Here is a 25,397-nt window from a genome sequence, read left to right as displayed (position 1 = left end):
ATGCATGCTATTGTCGATTTGTTGTGTTTATGTGTGTATTTTTGTTGTTAAATACAGTTAAAGGGGACTAATGGATGTTTTTAATAAGTGTTTTAGAGATTTTTAATAGCTATTTTGCTAAGCTGTGCGTTTTTGTGTCTATTTTGGGGCTCATTTCTAACTTTTTTGTTATTTTATTGTGCTTTAATATGATTGTTGGTCTTTATTTTTTAAATAATTGCGCATAAACTTGCATAAATACGATGCTTTTCATACTATTGTGTAGCAATTGAAGAAACCGATGACTGGAACCTCCTGTCACGGGCAATTATTAACAACTAACTAAAAACCATGAATAAAAAATTTCTCTTATTCTGTTCAGGGGTGATGCTGTCAACGAGCTTGTGGGCGCAAACCAAAACTGTAACAGGTAAAGTGACGAATGCTTCTGATGGAGGTAACATGGCCAATGTCACTGTGAGCATCAAAGGTAAAGCTGTCAGTACACAAACGAAGCCCGATGGCAGTTTTACGATCAGTGCAGAACCAGGTGATATTTTAATTTTTAGAGCAGTGGGTTCTCAAGAAAGGCAACAATTAGTTGGCACAAATGCGACGATCAATGTTGCACTTTCTGGTAGTGAGGAAGCTCTCGAAGAAGTTGTTGTGACGGCAATGGGAATCAAGAAGGAAAAGAAGGCGCTGGGCTATGCTGTCCAAGATATTAAATCGGATGAGTTGATGAAGAATAAAAATCCGAATATAATCAATTCATTAAATGGCAAGATTGCTGGTGTAAATGTGACCAATTCGGGAGGAGCGCCAGGAGCATCTGCTTCCATCGTTATTCGTGGCGGTACCTCCCTCGAACGGGATAATCAACCCTTATTTGTTATCGATGGTATGCCAATGGATAATTCCACTGGCCAAGGTGATAATTCCGCTTTTGACGGCAATACGAATATCTCCACCACGAATGGTAATCGTGCGTTAGATTTAAATCCAGAGGATATTGAATCTATATCGGTTTTGAAAGGGCCTGCGGCTGCGGCACTGTATGGATTGCGGGCGGCAGCGGGTGCTATTGTCGTAACCACCAAAAAAGGGAAAGATGGGGCTACTTCGATAGGAATAAATTCACGCTTTGGTGTGAATTGGGTAAATCGCCTGCCGAAGTTACAAGATAAATTTAAGCAGGGTTCTAATTATAAAGGGAATAGGATTACTGATAATACGTATCTGTCTTGGGGAGATGCTTTTCAGCCTGGAGAAACTGTTTATGATAATTTAGGGGACTTCTATCAAAATGCAACAACTTTTGATAACTCATTTAATGTGTCAGGGGGTAATGCAAAGGGTAATTTTTATTTATCTGGCTCGAATTTGGACCAATCAGGTATTGTGCCGACCACCGATTTTAAACGTACTACTTTCCGATTTAATGGCGAACAAAAAGTAGGTGTTTTTACATTTGGCGCAAACGCATCCTACTCGCATAGTACCACGCAGAAAACCTTAACTGGATCTGGTCTTTGGGGAGGTTCGGGGTTGGGGTATATGGAATCCATTCTAGCTTTTCCGCGCAATGTGGACATGAAAAAATGGATAGATCCTAGTGGCAAACAGATTTTACTACTACCGAACGTGGCGCTTCAAGATAATGTTGATAATCCGTATTGGACAATCCATAAAAACCCTCAAAATGACAAGACAAACCGTTTTCTAGGGAATGTATATACGAATGTGAAGATTACGGATTGGTTAGATGCAACTTACAAGTTAGGTGTTGATAATTACACTACGAATTTCAGATCAATTATAACGCCTGGCTCTGCGGTAAAGGAGGCCTGGCAAAATGGTATGCTTTCGGAAAATATTCGTCAATATAATTACATCAATTCCAATTTTATGTTGAATTTCCATAAGCAATTTAAACAGGATTGGGATGTCAATTTCTTATTGGGGACAACAGCTGAGGATACATATCTTCAAGCAAATTCCATGCGTGCCGAGAAATTCTCTATTCCGAATTTTGAAAGCATAAACAATGCGGATGCAAAGAATAAGTATTTCAATGAATCCATCACCAAAAAAAGATTGCTAGGTGTCTATGGGGATTTGCGTATCGGTTATAAAAACCTATTATTCCTAAGTGCTACAGGTCGTAATGATTGGTCTTCTACCTTGCCGATACAAAATCGTTCTTTCTTTTATCCTTCATTTTCTGGGAGTTTAATCTTCACGGAACTCATGGAGAAAAGCGATATTTTGAATTATGGTAAGTTGCGAGCTTCATGGGCACAGGTCGGTAAAGATGCGCCTGCTTATCAAACAGCAACCTATTTGTTTGAACCTCAATTGACCGTTGGAGGTGGGTTTAGAAATTATTGGACGAGGGGTAATGATCAATTGAAACCTGAGACAACGACCTCTTTTGAAGTTGGTACTGATCTGAAGTTATTCAAAAACAAGTTAGGTTTAGAATTTACGTATTATAAAAACAATTCTAAAGATCAAATCTTGCAACCTCGTGTTTCAAATGCAACAGGATATATATTAAGTTTTGTCAATACGGGCGAGATTGAAAATAAGGGAATAGAGGTGTCTATTAATACCTCTCCAATTAAAAAAGAAGATTTTAGATGGGATTTGGCTTTGAATTTCTCTCATAACAAAGGCGTGGTGAAATCATTGCCAGCTTCTCTACCCATTCTGTATGTTACTGACGTGCAGGTAGGAAATGGAAAAGCGGCTTCTTTTGGCAATGGAAATTTCATGGGTATAAGTGGTTCAACCTGGCAACGCGATGCTGACGGGAATTTGTTGTTGGATTGGAAAACAGGATACCCATTGACATCGACAGATGCGACAAAGCCTATTGGTAATAGAGAACCGAGTTTCCTTGGTGGTCTAAATAATACTTTTGTCTATAAAAACTGGGAGCTATCATTCTTATTTGATTTTAGAAAAGGTGGAGATATCTTAAATGGCACAGAGTATCTTTTGGCCTATAATGGCTTAAGTAAAGTAACGGAAAACAGAGGTGATAAACTTTCCTTTACAGGCATGGCGCTTAATCCAGAGACGAAAGCATATGAAATGATTACTAAGGAAGTTGTTGCAACAGAGGAGTATTATCGAGATATTTATGCCTTGCATACACCTCATTTCGTTGAAACTGTAAATTGGTTGCGTCTCCGTTCCTTAAGTTTGACGTATAGCTTGCCTCCTGATTTTTTGAAGCGTTCTAAAATATTTAAAGCGGCATCAGTCACAGCGACAGGAACAAATCTCTGGTTGTGGACAAATTATTCTGGTATGGATCCTGAGGTGAGTGCTGCTGGAGCAGGCGTGATTGGTTCTGGTTCTGTAGGTGTGGATTATGCTGGTGTACCGGCAACTGCTGGAGTAACCTTTGGTTTAAATCTAAAGTTTTAAAAAATGAAAAAGTTTATTTATATAGTAGCTGCAGCCTCAACACTCGCTTTGGGTTCGTGTAGCAAATGGCTTGATGTAAATGAAAACCCTAATTCGGCGAATACGACTGTTCCGACAGCTGTGCAGCGTTTGCCCCCTATACTGGCTCAATTTGCTGATGGGTATGAAAGCGCCGGCACAAGGGCTTCTTTTATTACACAGCAACTGGCTGTGGTAAATGCAAATAGCAATAACTGGAATTTGACAAGATGGAATTTGACCAATGCCGCCGTGGGATGGCCGTGGCAAGCTTGGTATGTCAATACTGCTGTAAATATTCAGCCGATGATTGATGCCGCCGATAAGGTTGGCGCAAATCATTATGTGGGTGTTGGTAAGATTATAAAGGCATGGGGCTTTGGATATATGGTCGACTGTTATGGAATTTTGCCTTATGATGAATTTGATAATAAAGATATTCTTACCCCTAAGTTTGATGACGGAGAATATATCTATGGGAAAGTGTTGCCACTACTTGATGAAGCAATTTTAGATCTTAGTAAAGCACAAGATCAGTATGCACCCTCTTTGAAAGAAGGCGATACCTATAACGGTGGTGATGTACAAAAGTGGATAAAATTGGCCTATGGTCTAAAGGCACGTTTTTTAAACCATTATAGTAAAAAGGCAAATTATAATCCGGATGAAATTCTGTCTTTATTGGCTAAGGCTCCTTCTTCAAGTATTGATGGTACAACGTATCAGTATGTGGATGAAGGTAAAGATGTCAGTGATAATTCTAAAGCTGCACTGCAATGGGCTAATACCGGTACTACTGCAAGAATAACGAAACTGTATTACGACTATATCACCAATAATTATACAGGTGCTCCTACAGGAGGGAATAATATGGTAGACCCTCGCCTGGATCTATTGGTTCCTAGTATGGATAATGGTAAAGGAGTAATGGTGCGTTCAAAAGTAGTGGATATGCAATCTTCTTTACCCGCTACAGGTCCTGTAGCAGTGACTTTCAACGAAAAAAATAATCAGTTTTCCCATGCTGATTCTGTCTATGTATCCTTACGAAGCAATACAGCGGCTTCTACTGGACGTGTTTTGTCAACCGGAACATGGTATACGCGAAAAGGAGGAAAAGGTTTATTGTTAACTGGTGCCGAAATGAAATTTATAGAAGCAGAGATACGTTTCAAAAAAGGACAGCTTGCTCTGGCTCTCCAGGCGTATAAAGATGGAATTAAAATTCATATGGAAATAATGGGAGTGGCTAGTGGAGATCTGACAAAGTTCTTGGAGAGTACATCTGTTGTTCAGGATGCTTCCAAGCTGACGTTAAGCCAAATTATGATTCAAAAATATATAGCGCTTTCTTATTCGCAAGAGCAATGGGCAGACTTGCGTAGAATGGATTTTTGCACCGATGCGTCTGGTAATTATAACGAGACAATCGGTATCTATAAAGGTTTCAATCGTCCTAGTCATGTTTTTGCAAATTCTTTTCCTAATCCAACTGATTGGCCAAGGAGATTTGCAATAGCTTCTTACGAAAACAGCTATAATCTTGACCAAGTGAAAAAGGCCGATCCCGATGCGGGTTCGCCAACATATATCACTAAACCCGTATTTTGGGATAAAAAGTAAGTGTATATACTGATATTATTTTAAGGCTTGAAGGTATATCCTTCAGGCCTTTTTCAATAGCATGATTACTGGCCTAAATTTTTAATTTGTTAGATTTGTATAATGAAATCTATTCTGTTAGTTGTTAATTGCCTTTTGGCGACGATGTTGTTCGCCCAATCTCCCAAGATTATTCAGAAACCAGTTACTTGGAATGAGGAACGAATACAGCTTTCCTTGGATTATTTAAAATATAGACATGGTCTGACCCAGTCAGCCCCGATTATTCATCCTAAAATGGTTGTCGTGCACTGGACTGCAAACAATAGTGTGAAAGCAACGTTCAACACTTTCAATCCGGTGAAACTGCCGGGAAGACCTGAACTGACCAAAGCAAGTGCTTTGAATGTATCTTCCCAATTCGTCATTGATCGTGATGGCACTATTTACCAATTTTTGCCCGATTCTATCTTTGCGCGACATACTATAGGACTCAACTATTGTGCGATCGGTATCGAGAATATCGGCAGCCGCGAACATCCACTAACGCATGCGCAACTGAAAGCTAATGAAGAACTAATTCGCTATCTCAGCAAAAAATACCCGATAGAATTTGTATTGGGCCACCATGAATATCAGCGTTTCAAAAAAACAAGTTGGTGGAAAGAGACAGATCCAAATTATATTACAGGTAAAGACGATCCGGGCGATAAATTCATGAATGAATTGAGATCCGAGCTGAATGATTTAAAATTAAAGAGACTACCCTAGTCTCTTTTTTCGTTTTGAGTGTTTTTATATATTGCCACTTGTTGCGTTTTGTTACTTAGTGGTGCTGCTACTATTATTCGTGCTTTTGTGTTTAAATTCGCGAAATAGTAATAATCTGCTGCTGATGCTTTTCCGAATTGTCTTTTTTGTTGCTTTGTTATTCGTTTTTATGAGTTATCTGCTTGACTTTATGCGAACAAAATGAAAATAATAACTTATGTTCTGCATTTTTGTGCTATATTAGAGGTGAAAAGAAGAACAAACCAATATTGTTACCTAAAAATAGCAGCTGCTTATGAAAAAATAATGTGCGTATTTTGCGTTTTGTTACCGTACTAGGTTACGGTGCAACCTATTTAAAACCAAATTGATATTATGAATTAAAATTTAAAATTATGAAAAGGAGTTTGCTCATTTTTTTGGGTTTGCTATGTTTTTGTGGTGCTGCCCTAGCACAAAAAAATATTGCCGGCAGAGTGACCAGTGCGAGCGGCGCCGGTTTGGCTGGAGTGACCGTGCGGGAGACTGGAAAAGGAGGTCAGGCAGCGACGAATAGTCAGGGTAATTACAAGATAACAGTTTCTGAAGGCGCGTCTTTGGTATTCAGATATGTGGGGTATCAATCGCAGGAAGTTGCGGTAAATGGCCGGTCTGTTATTAATGTTGTTCTCCAAGAGAATAATGCCTCCCTAGATGAAGTTGTGGTAACAGCCATGGGTATTGAGCGGTCAAAAAAATCCTTGGGCTATTCTACCCCGAAAGTCAGCGGAGAAGATGTCTCGGACACACAGCGGGAAGGTTTTTTTCAAGGCTTGCAAGGACGTGTACCGGGCTTGTCCATTAACAGTACGTCGGGTATGCCCGGTGCCTCGGCTCAAATCGTGCTTCGGGGTTTTGCCTCTATTTCGGGGGATAATAATGCATTGATTGTTGTCGATGGAGTGCCGATTAACAATTCAACAGTCAATGAAAATGACCTAGCAATGAATGGAGCCAATCGGGATCTGGATTATTCCAATCGGGCACTGGATATTAACCCTTCGGATATTGAAACTTATGTTGTGATGAAGGGGCCAGAGGCAACAGCATTATATGGGAGCTCAGGCGCTGGAGGTGCAATCATTATCACAACAAAGAAAGCTAAGAGCGGTAGATTTGGGGTTGATTATAGCTATTCGGGAAGAATGGAGTTTGTGAATAAATTTCCTGAACGGCAGTATACCTACATGCAAGGGTTGAATGGCAATTATGATGGTACATCTTCCTACGCATTAGGTCCAAAATACAAGGAGGATATGCAGTTGAATAAAGATAATGTGAAAAATTTCTTTCGTAATGGATATAATCAAAAGCATAACTTAACCTTTAATGGTGGTAATGAAAATCTAAGCTATCGCTGGTCAAATGAATATAATGATAATACGGGTATCGTTCCCAATACACGATACACGCGTTTCTCTTCGCGATTAAATTCTACTGCTAAATTTTCAAATAAATTTGAACTGAATACTTCGTTCAACTTTATCTTCTCGGACAATGATAAAGCAAGAAAAGGAACTACAGGTTATTTGATGACACTGATGCGCTTTAATCCTTTATATGATGTCCGGAATTGGATCGATGAAAAAGGCAATCGTGTGTTAAATACCAAGGATATTTATAATGAACTGGATAATCCTTTTTGGGATGTGTATCGGAACATTGCCAACGATAAAACCAACCGTACGCTGGCTTCTTCAAATTTTACCTATAAGCCATTATCCTGGCTCAGATTTGAAGGTGTTGTGGGGATAGATTATTCCAACACAAAAGGTGAAAGCGTTTATCATCCGCAGTCCTATTCCGGCTCGGGTTCCTCCACTTCACCTACGGGTGGTAAGTATAGTACTTATCAAAATAATACGCGTATTCTGTACGGTAATGCCCGTTTTTCTGTCAATAAAACTTTTGGTGATTATTCAATCAGTGCGTTTTTAGGTGGTGAAATCCGCGATCAAAGCTCAATTACGGATTCGCAGTACGGAACTAATTTTTTTGATCCAAATTTCTACAGCATCAATAATACCTATGCCTCGACGCGTCTGGCAAAAAATATCATCAACAACTACCGTTCTATCGGATTCTTTGGTCAGGCTGTGTTAGGGTATAAAACTTTGCTGTATCTGACCTTATCTGGACGTTTGGATGGGACCTCACGTTTAATGCCGAATGATCCCTATTTCTCATATCCTTCGGGGTCTTTGGCCTTTAATTTTACAGACTTGAATCCAATTGAGGCAGTCTCGGATGTGATTTCAGATGGGAAAATTAGATTTTCAGCAGGTAAAACAGGTAAAGGGCCACTTCGCTCTTATTTTATCAAATCCAACTATGAGCCTCAATATTCTACAGGCGGTGGATATGCTTATGGTTTCAACGGAGGAAATGATAAACTCGTTGCTGAAATGACGAATGAGCTTGAGGCTGGAATAGAATTTTCTTTGTTTAAAAAGTTTGTTTCTTTTGATTTTAGTTATTTCTCCAGGCTGAGTGATGGACAGATTATTTTGCCCCGACTGAGTTATGGTTCTGGCTTTGTTTTAAAAATGATGAACGGAGGTAAAGTGAAAAATGTGGGTACCGAGGTTCAGGCAATATTCAATCCCATTGTCAAGAAGAATTTCAACTGGAACCTTGTCTTCAACTTTACCCAATATAAAGGCCGTGTGTTGTCGCTGGCTGAAGATTTGCCGGAATTGTATGATTCGGATACTTGGCTGCTCAGCGGGGTGCGCTCGGCGGTATTGCCTGGTTATAGTATGGGTGCTCTTTCGGGAACGCAGTTTATGCGGAATACGAAAGGCGACGTACTGATCGATCCGGCAACTGGTTTGCCGGTCGCTGGGACAGACCGCTATTACCCGATTGCCGACCGCCTGCCGAAGTTTACGCTGGGGATGGTTAACAAGTTCAATTATAAAGATTGGTACCTGACATTTTTGTGGGACTGGCGTAAAGGTGGCGATGTGTTAAACGGATTGGATTATAATATGTATACGCTGGGCATGTCAACGAAAACGCTAAATCGAGAAGATCCACGGGTGATAAGGGGTGTTTTGAAGGATGGATTGGAGAATTCGGAAAATCCTACAATCAACCATATTGCGGTAACACCATATACTTCCTCCGCTTATTATTTTACCAATATCGAGCCGGGTATGTTCGTGGAGCGGAATATCTACACAATGAGACTGCGTGATATTACGTTAAGTTATCGGTTGCCAAAAAGACTGACACGGTTCTTAGGTGAACGGTCTTCACTAAAGGCCTTTTTTACAGCTACTGACCTCGTTATGTTTACAAATTATACTGGATTGGATCCCGAAAGTAATTCGAATACAACCGGTATAGGTGGCATTGGAGGATATGGAATAGATTTTGGTAATATGGCCAGACCGAAGGGCTTCAACCTTGGCGTTAACCTACAATTATAAAATTATGAAAGCAAAAATAGTCACGGCTTTGTTGTTATTGACTTTGATAATGACAGGTTGTAAAAAATTTATGGATATCAATGATAATCCATCTTATCCACAAAATGCTAAGGCCGAGATTTTGTTGGCTCCCATTATATTTCATATGGCAAACGGTTATGCGCAGGATCAGACCATTATGAATAAGTTTAATCAGTCCATTATGGGGGCTTCTGCTGACGATGCTTCAAAAGTTTGGGAAAGGCATGGATTTAGACTACAGAGTGATGTTGGTGGAGTGATGTGGCGAATGGTCTATTTTAACCATGGGCGGAACCTGGCTAATATGATCCGGGATGCGGTGGAAAATGAGAAATATGAGTATGCCGCAATAGGTTATGCCGTTAAGGCTTGGGGATACCAAATGCTTACCGATTATCATGGTCCCGTTATTATGAAAGAAGCCCTGCGCGATCAGCTTAGCTTTAAGTATGACGATCAAAAAGACGTTTATGCGCAAGTTAGAGTTTGGTGTGATTCTGCTTTGTATTATATGGATCAAAAGAGTCCACTCGATTATAGTGCTAATTTGAGTTCAGAAAAAGGAGACAATCTTTTTCGGGGCGATATGGGGAAATGGCGTAAGTTTGTTTATGGTATTCGCGCCCTTCAGTATATCCATTTGGTGAATAAGCCTGATTTTAAATCAAAATATGCGGATTCTGTTCTTTATTACGTGAATCAGTCGTTGGCATCAAATGATGACGATGCGGCGGTTAAGTTTTTGGGCGATAAAGCCGAGACCTCAAGTGTAGCCGGGCCGTTGTATGGAGTTTATACGAGTACGTACTATAGCCGTGCCGGTCAACCTATTGTAAGTTATTTGTCTGGAGGGCTAAGGGGTACCGTAACGGCGCCTTCACGTGTCGCAAGTGACCCGCGCCTTTTGAGAATGATCAATAGAAATTTAGATAATACAGCTGATACGGTCTTTTCTGGGTCTCTGCCAAATGTAACCAATTCGGCGACAATTATACCTTCGGTTCTGGGTAAGATTGTGGGTGGTGTGTACGAAGGAAAATTCATTTTTAGAGACAAAGTCGATTTTCCGTTGATGACGTATGCACAACTGCAATTGGTTAAGTCGGAGGCTCTTTTTATTAAGGGATCGCTTCCTGAGGCCTATGAAGCTTATCTGAATGCAATTCGCTCGCATATGACTTTTGTGAACAAGTATATCAATACCAATGCTGAAACTGCCATCAGTGAAACGCAGATCAAGGCATATTTGACGAGTAGTGAAATTCCGCAGACTTCGGCTGATCTGATGCTTTCCGATATTATGGGACAGAAATATATTGTACAATGGGGCTGGGGCGGATTGGAACAGTGGTGTGATCTGCGCAAGTATAATTACGATACGAATATTTTTAAGCAGTATCAGTCACTTAGCGGCTCGGGCTTGCAATATCAGGCTTACTGTTATAGGGTGCGTCCCCGTTATAACTCGGAATATGCGTGGAATGCAAAAGAGTTGGATAAGTGGGGAGCCTTGGATCCATATTATGTCACCAAACCTACCTGGTTTGTAACAAAAGATAATTAATCCATTAAAGATTAAAGTATGAAAAGTTTGAAAATTATATTAGGTGCCTGCTTGTTTCTTTTTGGTTTTTATTCTTGTGATAAAGCCATACAGAATTTTGGCGATGTGGAGTTTATGGGCGCAGACGATGCAATTGTTAAAATTAACATGGCTTCTGTTTATCCAGACGATCGTTATATGTATGTAAAGTTTGATGGCCAGCGTGTTACGCCGCTTATCCGGGGCAGAGAGCCTTTTCCAGGTGGCGGTTATAATACCCGCGGTGATTCACGTCCGGACTTTCTGAAATGGAAATCGGGCTCTGTTAATGTGCAGGTTGGACTGCCTTATAAGACGGATAGTGGTTTGGATTCAATCATATTATACCAATCTACGGTGAAGTTTGAGGCGGGTAAGCGTTATACGCTTCATGTGACGGATACGGCAAAAAATACCAGAATGATTTTGAATGAAGAAGATTTGACGCGTCCAGATAGTACACAGGCGCGCTACCGTTTTACAAATCTAATGCCTAATGTGGAAGCTATAGATCTCTACTATGGTGCTGCCGCAACATCCTCTGAGCCGACACAGGACTCATTGGTCGCTAAAAATGTGAAGTATTTGGAGACTAGTCCGTATTTTGAATTAAATCGTATCACAACCCGTACCTGGAAGATACGTCGAGCAGGATCGCCTATCACAAACGCTTCGGTATTAGCTTCTTATTCAAATGCCGGTGCGATTTTGGACCGAAGATCATATACTGTCTATGCGCTGGGGTACGAAGGTTTTACATCTACCATCATGAAACCTTATGTTTCATTTTTCTTAATTCGATAGTCATGAAAAATAAAAAATATAGAAATAAACTGTGTATAACTGCATCGTTTTACTTGCTCCTTTCGCTGGTGGCTTGTAAACAGCGGGATGATTATCCTGTATTTGAGCAAAAAGAGCCTGTGGTGACTGCTCCGGAAGTGATACCGACTGACAATGAGATCGGTACGCTCGTAAAAAAGATTATGGACAAAACGGATATCATCTCAATTTTTAAGTTGGATTCTACGACAACCCTTGCAGATGGAATAAAGCGTACGCATGTTCGTTATGTGAATAAATTAAATCAGGCTATGAGTATGCAGATTTTAGAGGTGGATATTTCGAAGTCTAATGTAAAGGTGGCAGCATTAAGTCCTTTCGATGATTATCTATTTACGGTGCAGACGATGGCAGATATGGCGAAATATAATGAAGGCCGTTCTGGAGGTAAAATAATAGCAGCAATCAATGGAGATGTCGTAACCTCTTCGGCGCCGACAGGTTCGTTCATCTTTAGAAGTCGGCTGTTGAAAACGACTACCACGACCGCGACATCAAATACTAGGCCCTTTTTGGGTGTGAAAAAGGACGGTTCTGTTTTTGTAGGCAATAAACCATCGGAGTCATCGTCGATGGACGCATATAATTTAAATGATCTTGCTTCATTGGTGTCTGGGGGTACATGGCTGTTATATAAAGGTGCTACTGTGGCTTCGACGACAACAACGGTACAGGCGAATACAGCGTTGGGACTCAATGCTGATAAAAATTATTTGTATGCTGTAGTGGTGGATGGTGGTACGAATGCTTTTTCCGTTGGTATTACCTATAATGATTTAGGAAAGATTATGCAATCAATCGGAGCTTCAGATGCTTTTGTCACAAATGGTGGAGCTGCATCCGTAATGGTGCAACGCATAGAAAATGACGCGCTCACCGGCGGGGTAAGCTGGAAAGTGGTCAATAAGCCGGTAGCAGCTGCTGGTGGTTCTAGTGCCAATGGTATTGGTTTTGTAGTAAAATAGTATCTATCTGAGCATCGTGCAAAAGGGCTTTTGGAAGAGATATCCGAAAGCCCTTTTGCATGATATGGCATATATGCTAGACTCAGACTGTCGTATACTTGGGGCGCTGAAATAGTCGATGTATTCGTATTGTCTTTTTGGGGTAAAAGATTATAGAAGCGCTCAGGCGTTGCCGCCTATAGCGGCAGGGTGTTGAGGTAATAAAATGGTTACAGTATTTTGCTGAATCGCATTTTGGCGCTTTGATAGCCAATATTTTAGGTGCTTTCTAGTACTGATTTATGCGTGTTATGCGTGCTGTTGTAAAGATCATGCATTTGTTACTTGTTCGTATTTTCGTCCCGTGAATTTATAATGAATTTAATATTGAATTATTTCTTTAAATCGTTGTAATCCTACTGTTTAACTCATATTTTTATTGGCTGTGCGGTAATTCATAATTGATGATTTTATTCCAGTTTCAACTTTGAAAAAAAGTGAACACTTACTTTCTTTTGCGTTTTTATGACAAGTTTTGTTTTAAAAACGAAAACTTCTACTTACTTTTATCCTGATTTTCAATTATTCATGCATAAAACTGCATTTCTGCATGAGCTAAAAGTCTATTTATGATGAAAACTACCTTATTAAAACTTGCCTTTGTGATTTCCATTGCCGGTTTTGTCTCTTGCGGCAGTTCACTAAAGTCTGCTCAGGTCAATGCGACAAATGGGATACGCGTAGCGGGGGCGGCAGAACATGTGATTTTGCCAGGAGCGGACCAGCTTGATTTATATCTGCCTCAATTAAAAGGTAAGAAGGTAGGTATTATGGGGAATCAAACTTCGATTGTTGGTTCCGATAAAAGGCATGTTGTTGATGTATTGATGGAGAATAAAGTTGACTTAAAGTTTGCTTTTGCTCCGGAGCACGGTTTCCGTGGTAATGTTGAACGTGGCGAGAAGTTTGGGAATGATGTGGATCAGAAAACAGGTTTGCCTTTGTTTACGTTATATGGTGGTAATAAAAAGCAGGATTCCATTGTGAATTCCATTGATGTCATGATTTTCGATCTACAAGATGTAGGTGCGCGTTTTTATACCTATATCACTTCATTGCATCGTGTCATGGAGCTTTGTGCAAAACATAATAAAAAACTGATCATTCTTGATCGCCCAAATCCTAACGGCGATCAAGTAGATGGACCTGTAAGGCATGACGATAAATTTAAATCCGATGTGTCTTGGCATAAGATAGCGATGATTCACGGTCTGACTATTGGAGAGCTCGCACAGATGATCAATGGAGAACGTTGGTTGGAAAATGGGCGCCAGGCGGATATACAGATAGTGAAGGTGCAAAACTGGGATCACAAGACAATGTATGATTTGCCCGTAGTTCCCTCGCCAAGTCTACCCAATCCACTGTCTGTCCGTTTATATCTTTCATTGTGCCTTTTCGAAGGGACTGATATTTCGGTAGGACGTGGTACAGATTGGCCTTTTCAGGTTTTAGGATATACAAATCCGGTATACGGTTCTTTTACGTTTACCCCCGGCGAACGCCATGGTATGTCGAAGCATGTGGAGGGAAAAGGGGCTACAAATTATGGTATAGACCTACGGGCTTTAGATCCAGCGGGTCAAAAATTTACCTTAAAATATCTATTAGATTTTTATCAAAAGACACCGGATAAATCCACTTTTTTTGCACGGCCTGAATTTTTTGATAAACTGGCAGGCACTGATCAATTACGCAAGCAGATCCTTGCTGGTCAATCCGAGAAACAGATTCGTGCGTCGTGGTCTGATGACTTAAAGGCATATAAGCAAATGCGTAAAAAGTATCTGCTTTACACTGATTTTGAATAGCAATAACTAACAAATATTAACTAGAATCATTTATTTTAAAACTCTATAATCAATGAGAAAATTTGTACTATTTTCTGTTGCTCTTGGATTGAGTTTTCCTTCTGAATCCTATTCTTTTACAAAAAAAGAAGGTACGTTGAACAGTGGTAATTTAACAAGCGCTCTTCTACGTTCTTCTGCAAAAGGTGCGGTTCAAAATACGGTGCAAGGTACTGTAAAGGATGGAAAAGGTCCAGTCTCTGGGGTAAGTGTATTTTTGATTGGCGGTACTGCGTCAACAAAGACCGATGCTCAAGGACAATTTAAAATTACAGCTGCCGTGGGGAGCAAGTTGCGTTTTTCATCTATTGGATACGTGACGAAAGAAGTTACCGTAACTTCAGGTTCGCTTGATGTGACGCTAGCCGACGATAATCAAGCGTTGGATGAAGTTGTGGTGGTGGGTTACGGTACGCAGAAAAAAGGTAATTTAACTGGTGCTGTTTCTACTATTAACGTAAAGGATAATCTGCAGGGCCGTGCCATTGCAGATGTCGGCCGTGGTATTCAAGGTACGACACCGGGTCTGACCGTTGTGGTGCCTAGTGGAGAAGTTGGATCCGATCCTGTGATGAAAATTCGTGGTCAAATGGGTTCGATTGCTGGGGGATCTAGTCCGCTTATTTTATTGGATAATGTGGAGATTCCAAGTATCCAATTGGTTAATCCTGCAGATGTCGAGTCTATTTCGGTGCTAAAGGATGCAGCTGCATCTTCTATTTATGGTGCTAAAGCGGCATTTGGTGTGGTATTGATTACCACAAAAAAAGGAGCAAAGGGTGGTGATAGCTTCAATATCAATTATTCCAATAACTTCTCCTTCCAGAACTCTGCCGTAGATTATAATATGGGTGATGTGAATGCACTTAAATACTCTTTGGAGGCAGCTGAACGTGTCGGAGAATCTGAGACAGGTGCTTTTTATAAGATTAACCGCGAAAGCTATCAACGGGCATTGGATTGGAAAAAGAATTACGGCAACTCCATTGGTGCTAATGATCCTACTGTTTATGGTCGTGATTGGTATGTCAATCCTGCCGAACCTACTAAAAAGTACGGCGTTCGTACCTACAACGTAGAGGATTATATGATCCGTAATGCTGCGCCTACTTCTCAGCATGATTTAAGTCTTTCGGGTACATCTGGTAAGACACAGTATAATTTGAGCATGGGTTTGTTGAGTCAGTCTGGTATGATGAAAACAACGGATCATGACAAGTTTAACCGTACAAATGCGGCATTGCGCATATCCTCTGATATTAATAAATACTTAACTGTACGCGGTGGTGCAATGGTATCGCGCCGCAAAAAAGAGTATCCTTATACAACAAGTTCAACCACCGCAGATCCATGGTTGTATCTTTACCGCTGGAGCTCATTGTATCCGATGGGGTATGACGACAGAGGTAATATGATTCGTAGTCCATGGAGCGAGACGTCTTCGGCAAATACGGCGAGTTTCCAAAATAACTACATCAATCTGAATTTAGGAGCCACTGTGAATATCAAGAAGAACTGGAAAGTTGATTTTGATTATACATTCTCCAACCAAGAGGAAATCACAACGCAGCCTGGTACACGTTTTACTGCAGCAGATTCTTGGGTTGCGGGTGTAGCGAGAAAAGATGCTTCGGGCAATCCGATCTATGTAAATTCTGATGGTCAGGTGGTTGCTGCAGGTGTTACAGGAGCGATGCCTGCATATGATCTGAATTATTATACGTATACAGCTAATGGAGCAAATCCTGATCACTTTTTGAGAGCTTCAGGTGCTCGTCGTAACAATACGATCAATGCGTTCACAACCTATGATTTAAATCTGGACGATGATCATGATTTCAAATTTATTGCCGGTGTTAACCGTGTGACGTTGGATTATGATATGAACTCTTCGCAAACATTTAACTTATTGGATATTCGTAATCCACAATTGGGTTTCGGTGTAAATACGTCTGCGCAATTAGCGAAAGGTGATGCTGCATGGGAGGCACAACTAGGCTATTTTGGACGTGTAAATTATGCCTATAAAAATAAATATCTTGTGGAGGCAAACATTCGCTATGACGGTTCTTCGAAATTTCCGAAAGATCTGAAATGGCAATGGTTCCCATCTTTCTCGGCAGGTTGGGTAGCTTCGGAAGAGAGTTTTATGGAATGGGCTAAGCCTACGCTTAGTCAGTTGAAGTTCAGAGGCTCGTGGGGATCTATTGGTGACCAAACTGTACCTCCAAGTTTATACACATCGACCATGATACCTGGGGATGTCGCTTGGTTGGGTGCTGACGGTAGCCGTTATTTTACGATCGGAACTCCTTCGGCAGTAAGAAGTGAATTGAAATGGCAGCGTATTGAAACGACAGACATAGGTTTGGATATGCGCATGTTCAAAAACAAATTGGGGTTAGTTTTCGATTGGTATCGAAGAGATACTAAAAACATGATCGTCCCAAGTGGCGATGTTAGCGCAACGTTTGGAGCTCCAGCACCACAGGGTAACTTTGGCGCCTTACGTACACAAGGATGGGAACTCGCTTTAGATTTTAACCATCGTTTTGAAAGTGGCTTTGGCTTTAATGTCAGAGGAACGTTATCCGATGCGAAAACGACTATTCTGCAATATACAAACACGCGGGTAATTTCAGATTACTATAATGGTAAAGATGTGGGTGAAATCTGGGGTTATCGTACTGATAGATTGTATCAGGCGGGTGATTTTGAATATGATGCTTCGGGAAAGATGGTGGAGATTGAAATTAATAAAAAGAAATTTAATAAGCTTTCAGATCCTAACGGCGCTTACAATACCTTCCCGACAAGCAGTAATTTTAAATTTGGTCCTGGTGACGTGAAATTTACTGACTTGAATGGCGATGGTCAGATTAATGCCGGAGCTGGTACCTTGGATGATCATGGTGATATGGAGATTATCGGTAACGAAACACCGCGTTATGAATATGGCTTCCGTTTGGGATTTGACTATAAGGGCTTTGATCTTTCTGGATTTATGCAGGGGGTTGGAAAACGTCAGATCTGGGGTAATGGTTTCTTGACGATTCCAGGTTATAATGCTTCAGATGGTGCTATGCCTGCAGCAATTGCTGATAATTTCTGGTCTGCAGACCATACAGGTGCTTTCTATCCGAGAGCATATAATAATGCGGCAAGCAATGATGCAAACAATATGGTTAAACAGTCCCGTTACCTATTGGATATGTCTTATTTACGTATTAAAAATATCACATTGGGTTATACCCTTCCATCGACATTTACGCGAAAAGCATTTATCAAAACGGCAAGAGTATATACTTCATTGGAAAACTTCTTCACTTTTGATAAGCTGAACGGCTTACCAGTAGACCCAGAGGCAATCAATGGATTTTCTATTTTTAATGCTACAAATTATAACTCGGGTAGAACAGGAGTTGGTACACCAATGTTTAAGTCGGTGTCGTTTGGTGTTCAGGTTAATTTTTAAAATTTACAACAATGAAATTTACAAAGAAAATAGCATTTTTGGCGCTCGGAGCAACGTTGGTGCTATCATCCTGTAATAAAGACGTGCTTGATCGTAATCAGTTGACAAGCTTGGAAGATGATAAAGGTTGGGGCAACGAGCTTGCGCTGCGCCTGTACGCTAACGGTTTTTATGCCAATTATTTTACGGGATATAATACAGGTTTCGCTAAGGCTTATGCGCCGGTGACAGGTTATGATTTTTCGGATGATCTAACGAAGAAAAATATTCAGGATAATTTTGAGAATACGATTCCTACAAGTCGAAAAAATCAATATTCCAGCACGATAGCTTTAATGGAAACTCCTGAAATGATCCGTGAATATGCCGGTCCGACATGGAGTTTTACTTATGTGCGTAAAGCAAATATCTTTATCGACCGTATTGAGAACAAAACCAAACCGAATATCAATGACGAAACATACCGTCATTGGATGGCGGTAGCTCGTTTTTTCAGAGGGTTTGAATATAGTCGACTGGTCGAAGTGTTTGGTGACGTACCTTATTATGATAAGGAGTTGAAAGATACTGAACTGGATTTGATGTACAAAGATCGCGACAGCCGTGCGGTTGTGATGGATCATGTGTATGACGATTTTCAGTATGTATTGGATAATATGCGTACAAATGATGGTAAGCAATATTTGAACAAATATGTGGCGGCATCGTTTATCTCTAGACTGATGTTGTTTGAAGGCTCCTTTTTGTACTATCACAATTTAGATAAGGAAAGAGCAAAAAAATACCTTGAAATGGCACAAAAAGCCGCAGAAGTTGTTATGGCTTCCAATGCCTATAATTTTAGCAGTGATTTCAAAAGCTTATTTGCTTCGGAAGATTTAAGTGCTAATAAGGAGGTGATTATGTACCGCGCTTATGATGCTACGAAGAGCGCAACGCATAGTGTAGGATCGTATAGCAATGGTACCGAAGGTCAGAGTAATGCTGCTAATCTTGTGTTGATTAAATCTTTTATCTGTAACGACGGTAAGCCATGGCAAAGTTCTTCTTTGGCAAATGCAAATAGTTTTACGCTAAAAGATTTGGCGCTGACGCGTGACCCTCGTTTTGAGGCTTCCATCTACGAGAAACCCCTAACATCCTCGTCGACACTTTTCTATGCGTATAAGTTTGCATCGCGAGAAGCTTTGGGTTATTTGGGCAAAACTTATCCGGCAGCTTGGGCTTCCAGTACAAATACATCGGATGCTCCTGTTATCCGCCTGGCGGAAGTTGTGCTGAACTGGGTTGAGGCGAAGCAAATTTTGGCAGAAGGTTTCGGTGGTGTTGCAGTGACACAGACAGATATCGATAAATCCATTAATGCAATCCGTAATCGTCCGCTTGACGCTGTTGCGGTTGCAAAGGGTGTTCAGAAAACAGCTCCATTGCAAGTTGGCGCCATTGCAAATGATCCTTCCCGCGATGCTGACGTTTCGCCGTTAATGTGGGAAATCAGACGTGAGCGACGTATGGAGTTTGTTTATGAAGGATTACGTCTGCTTGATATCAAGCGTTGGAAGAAGTTGAATTACATGGATTTCAGCAAAAACAACGACTATTTCTTGGGGCCTTGGATCAATGTTAAACAAGATATGCCGGCTCTGTTGGTGGACAGCAAAAAAGGTTTGTTGAAAGTGGTGGATGCGAATGGTAATACCATTTCGTACGATGGTACGAATGGCGATAAGTTAATTGGTTATTATCGCGTTGAGGACGTACGTAACCGGGAATCATTTACAGATCGCTCTTATACTGCGCCTGTTGGATTAGAGCAGGTGAATGAATATGCTGCCAAAGGTTATAAATTAACCCAAACTAAAGGGTGGTAATTTAATTTACATACCTATTAAGCCTTGTCTATGTTTGTAGACAAGGCTTTTTTATGCTTTGATAGCGAATACTATTAAGGCGCATCTAAACCAATATTAAACACTAGATTTGCATAAAAACGCATTTTTATTTCTTTTTTATGCATAAAAACGCTATTTTTAAGAAAACATTACGCATGAGGTTTCCAATTATTACCTTTTTTATTGCATTATCCTGCATTTTTAATGTCTCGATAGCACAGCAATCCTTCAAATTCGCTCACGTGACCGATACGCATGTTGGCGGTGCAACAGGAGCGGAAGATTTGCGACGTACAGTAAAAGACCTAAATACGGTGAAAGATATCGATTTCGTGATACTGTCTGGTGATATCACCGAGTTTGGTGCTGATCATGAGCTCAAGCTGGCTAAGCAAATTTTGGATAGCTTGCAGCTTCCCTGGTATGTTATTCCGGGGAATCATGATGGAAATTGGTCTGAAAATGGGGCCAATACTTTTCGCACCGTTTTTGGTGGTGAAACTTTTTTCTTTAAGCACAAAGGTTATGCATTTATGGGTACCAATTCCGGTCCGAATATGCGGATGAGCCCCGGTCAGATTCCACGCGAAAATCTGGTCTGGATGGACTCTGTTTTTGCCGCGAACCCGGATAAACAGCTACCATTGATCTATATTAACCACTATCCACAAGATTCATCGTTGAATAACTGGTTTGACGCCTTGAAAAGGGTCAAAACTCGAAATGTTCAGCTGGCGTTTTGTGGGCATGGGCATATCAATAAATTGTACGATTGGGAAGGAATTCCTGGTGTAATGGGGCGTTCCAACCTGCGGGCAAATAAGGAAATTGGTGGTTATAATATTGTAACCATAGCAGATGGTAAGGCCACTTATCAAGAGCGTAACCCGGGAATGGGTACGCAAGAAAAGCCCTGGCTCGTTGTCCCTCTTTTCAATCATCATTTTGAAAATGAAACCGCGACTTACCCACGACCTAGTTATGCTGTCAATGCAAAATATGCCAATCAAGTTAAGGTCAATTGGACTTTTGAAGATGCAAGTGATATCGGAGCGGGACTGACGGTTTACAAAAATAGCGTGATTACATCAAACACTGCCGGAGATATCTTTGCACTCGATTTAAAGACCGGTAGGAAGTTGTGGGCATTCCGTACTGGAGGTAAAGTGTATTCCACGCCAGCAGTTTCGAAAGGAATCGTGGTGGCTGGATCATCGGATCATGCAATTTATGCCGTGGATGCTCGGAATGGTCGATTACTGTGGAAGGTGCAGACAGAGAAGGCGGTTTTGGGATCGCCATTACTACACGATGGCGTTGCTTTTATCGGCGGTTCTGATGGTAAGTTTAGAGCGTTGGATATTAAAACAGGTGCTGTAAAATGGAGTTTTGATCAGGTCAAAGGATTTGTGTCAACATTACCGACCTATTATTTGGGCAATGTCATTTTCGGTTCATGGAGTAATGGGTTTTATGCCCTGAATGCCAAGACAGGTCGTCTTTCTTGGGAATGGAACAATGGACAGGCCAATCGCATGTTTTCTGCCGCAGCGTGTAATCCAGTGGGCGTAAATAATCGTGTTTTTGTGGTTGCGCCCGATCGCTTTATGACGGCGCTGGATGCGAAATCAGGAGCTGTTATTTGGCGGGAAAAGAGAGATACGATTCGAGTACGGGAGTCGATGGGACTTTCGGAGGATCAAAAATTGGTTTATGTAAAGACAATGGATGGTGATCTGTTGGGTGTATCGGTGGCCGGAAACAGCATGGATGTTGTTTGGAAGTCTGCCTTGAAGTTGCCTTATGAGTTGACACCATCGGTTATCAAAACAAACGGCAGATTGGTGTTTGTGCCGAGTCATTCGGGATTACTTTCTGCAGTAAACGCAAAAACAGGCGATGTTGTGTGGCAATATAAAATATCGAATGGAATGCTTAATCCGGTTGCAATACTTGGTCAAAAAGGGGTGATTGCGAGTACAATGGATGGTAAAATAGTGTCATTAGCATTTTAAACAATTTGACAAAAACATCTTTTTTGAAAATAAATGCCTTGATATGATAAAAAAATGTCTAAACTTCTTAAATTTACGTCAAGCTTTTATGCTTGTTTTTGCATGTTTTGTTTGTAACTTTGCGAAAGCACAGCAAAATGCTTGGATTAGAATAAACCAATTGGGTTATACTCCAGCAAGTAAGAAGGTTGCAGTATGGGGTGGGAAATCAATCAGGCAGCTTCGTTCTTTTGAGATTAAAAACGCAAAAACAGGTAAAACCGTGTATGTGCATCCTGTTGGAAAAGATTATGGGTCTTACGGTCCTTTTATTCAAAGCTTTCGTTTTGATTTTTCTGCCGTACAAGATACAGGACGCTTCTTTGTTCAGGCTGACGATGTAAAATCAGCAACATTCCGAATTGCACGGGACGTCCATAAAGGGGCCGCAGATTTTGTATTGCGATATATGCGGCAACAACGGACATTGTTCAATCCCTTTCTGCAAGATAGTTGCCATACACACGATGGTTTTACGCTTTACGCCGAAAAGGTGGGAATTCAAGATAGTTCGCGTATCGATGCTGGTGGTGGTTGGCACGATGCTTCTGATTATTTGCAATATGCGACAACTTCGGCAAATGCAACATTTCACTTGCTTGCTGCCTATCGTGATTTTCCAAGAGTGTTTGGTGATCGGAAGCTGGCGAATGGGCTTGATGGTAAAAATGGCCGGGCAGATGTCCTGGATGAAGCAAAATGGGGGTTGGATTGGTTGTTGAAGATGCATCCCAAGGCTAACGAAATGTACAATCAGATTGGAGACGACCGGGATCATGCCAGTATGCGGATGCCCAAGGAAGATCCGTATTATGGACGTGGATTTGAAAGGCCGGTGTATTTTATCGATGGTGAGCCGCAGCAACGCGGTAAGTTTATGAATAATACGACGGGGACAAGCTCCACTGCGGGTAAATTTAGCAGTGCTTTTCGCCTCGGGGCTTCGTTGTTTGATAAGGAAGATCGGAAGTATGCCAGATTGCTGGCCAAGAAATCAGCGTCCGCCTATGCCTATGCCACTATTAAGCCCGGCGTGACACAGACGGTTTCTGTGAAATCGCCCTATATCTATGCAGAGGACAATTGGGTGGATGATATGCAGTTGGCTGCTGCAATGGGTTTTTCAGCGACAAAGAAAAAGAAATTTGCCCGAGAGGGTTTACAATATGCCAGACAGGAAAAGGTGACACCTTGGATGATTACCGATACTGCCGCTCACTATCAGTGGTATCCGTTTATCAACCTTGGGCATTATGAGCTGGCAAAAGGATTAAAAGGACAAGATCGCGAGGAGATTGTATCTTACTATAAGCAAGGGATTGAGGAGGTTAATCGCAGGGCAGAGTTAAATGCCTTTTATCGGGGAGTCCCCTTTATCTGGTGTAGCAATAATTTGACTGTATCTTTTGCCATCCAATGTTTGTGGTATAAGGAACTGACAGGAGATGCACAATTCGATGAGCTCGCTCAGGCTAATTTTGACTGGTTGTTTGGTACGAATCCCTGGGGAACAAGCATGGTTTATGGTCTTCCATCTTGGGGCGATACACCTGTGGATCCGCATTCGGCGTTTACGTTTCTGGGAAAGCACCCGATCGACGGAGGTTTGGTTGATGGCCCTATTATGGCGTCTACTTATCGCAATTTGATCGGTATCAAGTTGAATAATCCCGATCATTATGCGGAGTTTCAAAGTGATTTGGCGGTCTATCATGACGACTACGGAGATTATAGTACGAATGAGCCGACAATGGATGGTACCGCTTCGTTGATTTATCTGTTGGCTTCAAAAGAGGATAAGGCCATGGAGGAGCCGACCGGAAAAAAGTAACACGAGATATTTTTGGTGCTATTGTCCGGGGCGACTCGACAAAGCGGCAGGTGGCTCTGATGTTTACTGGTCATGATTTATCTGAAGGTACAGCTGAGATATTGACGAGTCTAAAACATAATGGCGTTAAAGGCTCTTTTTTTCTGACAGGTGATTATCTCAGAAATCCGACCTTTAAACCATATGTGCGTCGGATGTTAAGGGATGGTCACTTTGTTTCGGGGCATTCGGATAAACATCTTTTGGTCAGCGACTGGGGAAGTCGAGATGTGTTATTGGTTGCACGTGACTCTTTTGTGAGTGATCTGAAAGCCAATCTGAATGCATTGCAAAGTGCAGGTATTGATAGCCGGAATCTGGCTTATTATATTCCTTCGTATGAATGGTATACGAGTGAAACGGTCAACTGGGCAAAAGCGATGGGGCTATCTTCGGTTAATTATACACCCGGAATACGGACAGCGGCCGATTATACGTATCCTGAAATGGGGACTCGTTATTTATCATCGGAAGTGATTCTCCACAATCTGTGGTCCTACGAGGCACGATTTGGGCTTAACGGGTTTATGCTATTGATTCATATGGGCACGGATGATCGGCGTAAAGATAAACTGTATCATCATTTGGATGATATCATTCGCATATTAAAGGGAAAAGGGTATCAACTTGTGGATGTACCCGAATTATTGAAATAAAGAAATACAATACATACTAATAATGGTAAATACAACGGAGAAAGATTCGAATTATCAGGATTTGGACAAGATGTCTGTGCACGAATTATTGACTAATATCAATAATGAGGATAAATCTGTACCACTTGCTGTAGAGCAGGCTATCCCTCAGATTGAAGCATTGGTTAAGGTCACTGTGGAGAAAATGAAGGCTGGTGGTCGAACTTTTTATATCGGCGCTGGTACGAGTGGCCGTTTAGGCGTGTTAGATGCATCTGAATTACCTCCAACTTACGGTGTGCCATTTGAATGGATCATCGGCTTGATCGCCGGTGGCGATACCGCAATTCGGAAAGCGGTTGAATTTGCAGAAGATGATCTGGAGCAGGCTTGGAAGGATATGGAAGCCTATGATATCGATGAGAACGATGTTGTGGTGGGTATTGCGGCTTCTGGCACGACTCCTTATGTGATTGGTGGATTGCAAACCGCAAATGAAAAAGGACTTGTGACAGGATGTATCGTCTGCAATGGTGGTTCTCCAATTGCGCAGATAGCGCAATATCCTGTCGAAGTAATTGTGGGGCCTGAGTTTGTCACTGGATCTACCCGAATGAAATCGGGTACTGCACAGAAGCTGGTATTAAATATGTTCAGCACCGCAGTGATGATCCAATTGGGTCGGGTAAAAGGAAATAAGATGGTCGATATGCAATTGTCAAATCATAAGCTGGTAGGTCGTGGTGTGCGTATCATTATGGATCAAACAGGAGCGCCCGAGGATGAGGCTGCGGCTTTGCTTGAGCAGTTCGGGAATGTGAGACAAGCGATAGAATCCTATCAGGCGGCGCATTGACTAAAACCAACTACTAATCACCTATTTTAAAAAC

The 25,397-nt window shown here is 41.3% G+C and carries 14 protein-coding genes; all 14 read left to right on the top strand.

Going from position 1 to position 25,397, the window contains the following annotated elements; all coding sequences use genetic code 11:
- Positions 1-330 precede the first annotated feature (330 nt).
- The 14 genes from B2107_RS18260 to murQ all read left to right on the top strand — a co-directional run bounded on the left by B2107_RS18260 (position 331) and on the right by murQ (position 25,363).
- Entirely contained in the window at positions 331-3,417 is a 3,087-nt protein-coding gene (locus B2107_RS18260) for a SusC/RagA family TonB-linked outer membrane protein (protein ID WP_293957176.1), read from the top strand.
- Positions 3,418-3,420: 3 nt separating this feature from the next.
- Complete coding sequence (locus B2107_RS18255) at positions 3,421-5,058, top strand: SusD/RagB family nutrient-binding outer membrane lipoprotein (RefSeq protein ID WP_293957175.1); 1,638 nt, start codon at positions 3,421-3,423, stop codon at positions 5,056-5,058.
- A gap of 102 nt (positions 5,059-5,160) precedes the next feature.
- Positions 5,161-5,808, top strand: coding sequence for an N-acetylmuramoyl-L-alanine amidase (locus B2107_RS18250; RefSeq protein WP_293957174.1), 648 nt, complete (start codon positions 5,161-5,163; stop codon positions 5,806-5,808).
- 395 nt (positions 5,809-6,203) lie between these two features.
- Positions 6,204-9,281 (top strand): SusC/RagA family TonB-linked outer membrane protein, encoded by a 3,078-nt coding sequence (locus tag B2107_RS18245; RefSeq protein WP_293957173.1) that lies wholly within the window; start codon positions 6,204-6,206, stop codon positions 9,279-9,281.
- A 4-nt stretch (positions 9,282-9,285) separates the two neighbouring features.
- A complete protein-coding gene (locus B2107_RS18240) occupies positions 9,286-10,866 on the top strand; it encodes a SusD/RagB family nutrient-binding outer membrane lipoprotein (protein ID WP_293957172.1) in 1,581 nt (526 codons plus the stop codon).
- Positions 10,867-10,884: 18 nt separating this feature from the next.
- Complete coding sequence (locus B2107_RS18235; protein WP_293957171.1) at positions 10,885-11,688, top strand: DUF4397 domain-containing protein; 804 nt, start codon at positions 10,885-10,887, stop codon at positions 11,686-11,688.
- 2 nt (positions 11,689-11,690) lie between these two features.
- Positions 11,691-12,692: a phosphodiester glycosidase family protein gene (locus tag B2107_RS18230; RefSeq protein ID WP_293957170.1), complete on the top strand. Its 1,002-nt coding sequence runs from the start codon at positions 11,691-11,693 to the stop codon at positions 12,690-12,692.
- Between the two features lie 608 nt (positions 12,693-13,300).
- Complete coding sequence (locus B2107_RS18225) at positions 13,301-14,542, top strand: exo-beta-N-acetylmuramidase NamZ family protein (RefSeq protein ID WP_293957169.1); 1,242 nt, start codon at positions 13,301-13,303, stop codon at positions 14,540-14,542.
- A 52-nt stretch (positions 14,543-14,594) separates the two neighbouring features.
- Positions 14,595-18,056 (top strand): SusC/RagA family TonB-linked outer membrane protein, encoded by a 3,462-nt coding sequence (locus B2107_RS18220; RefSeq protein WP_293957168.1) that lies wholly within the window; start codon positions 14,595-14,597, stop codon positions 18,054-18,056.
- 11 nt (positions 18,057-18,067) lie between these two features.
- The gene (locus B2107_RS18215; protein WP_293957167.1) at positions 18,068-19,927 is read left to right on the top strand and encodes a RagB/SusD family nutrient uptake outer membrane protein; all 1,860 of its coding nucleotides are present in this window, start codon (positions 18,068-18,070) and stop codon (positions 19,925-19,927) included.
- A gap of 176 nt (positions 19,928-20,103) precedes the next feature.
- The gene (locus B2107_RS18210) at positions 20,104-21,963 is read left to right on the top strand and encodes a PQQ-binding-like beta-propeller repeat protein (protein WP_293957166.1); all 1,860 of its coding nucleotides are present in this window, start codon (positions 20,104-20,106) and stop codon (positions 21,961-21,963) included.
- 43 nt (positions 21,964-22,006) lie between these two features.
- The gene (locus B2107_RS18205; RefSeq protein WP_293957165.1) at positions 22,007-23,833 is read left to right on the top strand and encodes a glycoside hydrolase family 9 protein; all 1,827 of its coding nucleotides are present in this window, start codon (positions 22,007-22,009) and stop codon (positions 23,831-23,833) included.
- A 59-nt stretch (positions 23,834-23,892) separates the two neighbouring features.
- A complete protein-coding gene (locus B2107_RS18200; protein ID WP_293957164.1) occupies positions 23,893-24,528 on the top strand; it encodes a polysaccharide deacetylase family protein in 636 nt (211 codons plus the stop codon).
- Between the two features lie 22 nt (positions 24,529-24,550).
- On the top strand, positions 24,551-25,363 hold the full coding sequence (murQ, locus tag B2107_RS18195; RefSeq protein ID WP_293957163.1) for an N-acetylmuramic acid 6-phosphate etherase: 813 nt from the start codon (positions 24,551-24,553) through the stop codon (positions 25,361-25,363).
- The last annotated feature ends 34 nt before the right edge of the window (positions 25,364-25,397 follow it).

Origin of the sequence: Sphingobacterium sp. UBA7855 (genome assembly GCA_002500745.1) — a bacterium.
Taxonomy (GTDB): Bacteria; Bacteroidota; Bacteroidia; order Sphingobacteriales; family Sphingobacteriaceae; genus Sphingobacterium.
This window is presented reverse-complemented; position numbering and strand designations above follow the sequence as displayed.

What these genes read in the sequence shown, in the direction of transcription:
- B2107_RS18260 (WP_293957176.1), top strand. Translation starts at nt 331, where the DNA reads ATGAATAAAAAATTTCTCTTATTCTGTTCAGGGGTGATGCTGTCAACG.
- B2107_RS18255 (WP_293957175.1), top strand. Translation starts at nt 3,421, where the DNA reads ATGAAAAAGTTTATTTATATAGTAGCTGCAGCCTCAACACTCGCTTTG.
- B2107_RS18250 (WP_293957174.1), top strand. Translation starts at nt 5,161, where the DNA reads ATGAAATCTATTCTGTTAGTTGTTAATTGCCTTTTGGCGACGATGTTG.
- B2107_RS18245 (WP_293957173.1), top strand. Translation starts at nt 6,204, where the DNA reads ATGAAAAGGAGTTTGCTCATTTTTTTGGGTTTGCTATGTTTTTGTGGT.
- B2107_RS18240 (WP_293957172.1), top strand. Translation starts at nt 9,286, where the DNA reads ATGAAAGCAAAAATAGTCACGGCTTTGTTGTTATTGACTTTGATAATG.
- B2107_RS18235 (WP_293957171.1), top strand. Translation starts at nt 10,885, where the DNA reads ATGAAAAGTTTGAAAATTATATTAGGTGCCTGCTTGTTTCTTTTTGGT.
- B2107_RS18230 (WP_293957170.1), top strand. Translation starts at nt 11,691, where the DNA reads ATGAAAAATAAAAAATATAGAAATAAACTGTGTATAACTGCATCGTTT.
- B2107_RS18225 (WP_293957169.1), top strand. Translation starts at nt 13,301, where the DNA reads ATGATGAAAACTACCTTATTAAAACTTGCCTTTGTGATTTCCATTGCC.
- B2107_RS18220 (WP_293957168.1), top strand. Translation starts at nt 14,595, where the DNA reads ATGAGAAAATTTGTACTATTTTCTGTTGCTCTTGGATTGAGTTTTCCT.
- B2107_RS18215 (WP_293957167.1), top strand. Translation starts at nt 18,068, where the DNA reads ATGAAATTTACAAAGAAAATAGCATTTTTGGCGCTCGGAGCAACGTTG.
- B2107_RS18210 (WP_293957166.1), top strand. Translation starts at nt 20,104, where the DNA reads ATGAGGTTTCCAATTATTACCTTTTTTATTGCATTATCCTGCATTTTT.
- B2107_RS18205 (WP_293957165.1), top strand. Translation starts at nt 22,007, where the DNA reads ATGATAAAAAAATGTCTAAACTTCTTAAATTTACGTCAAGCTTTTATG.
- B2107_RS18200 (WP_293957164.1), top strand. Translation starts at nt 23,893, where the DNA reads ATGTTTACTGGTCATGATTTATCTGAAGGTACAGCTGAGATATTGACG.
- murQ (WP_293957163.1), top strand. Translation starts at nt 24,551, where the DNA reads ATGGTAAATACAACGGAGAAAGATTCGAATTATCAGGATTTGGACAAG.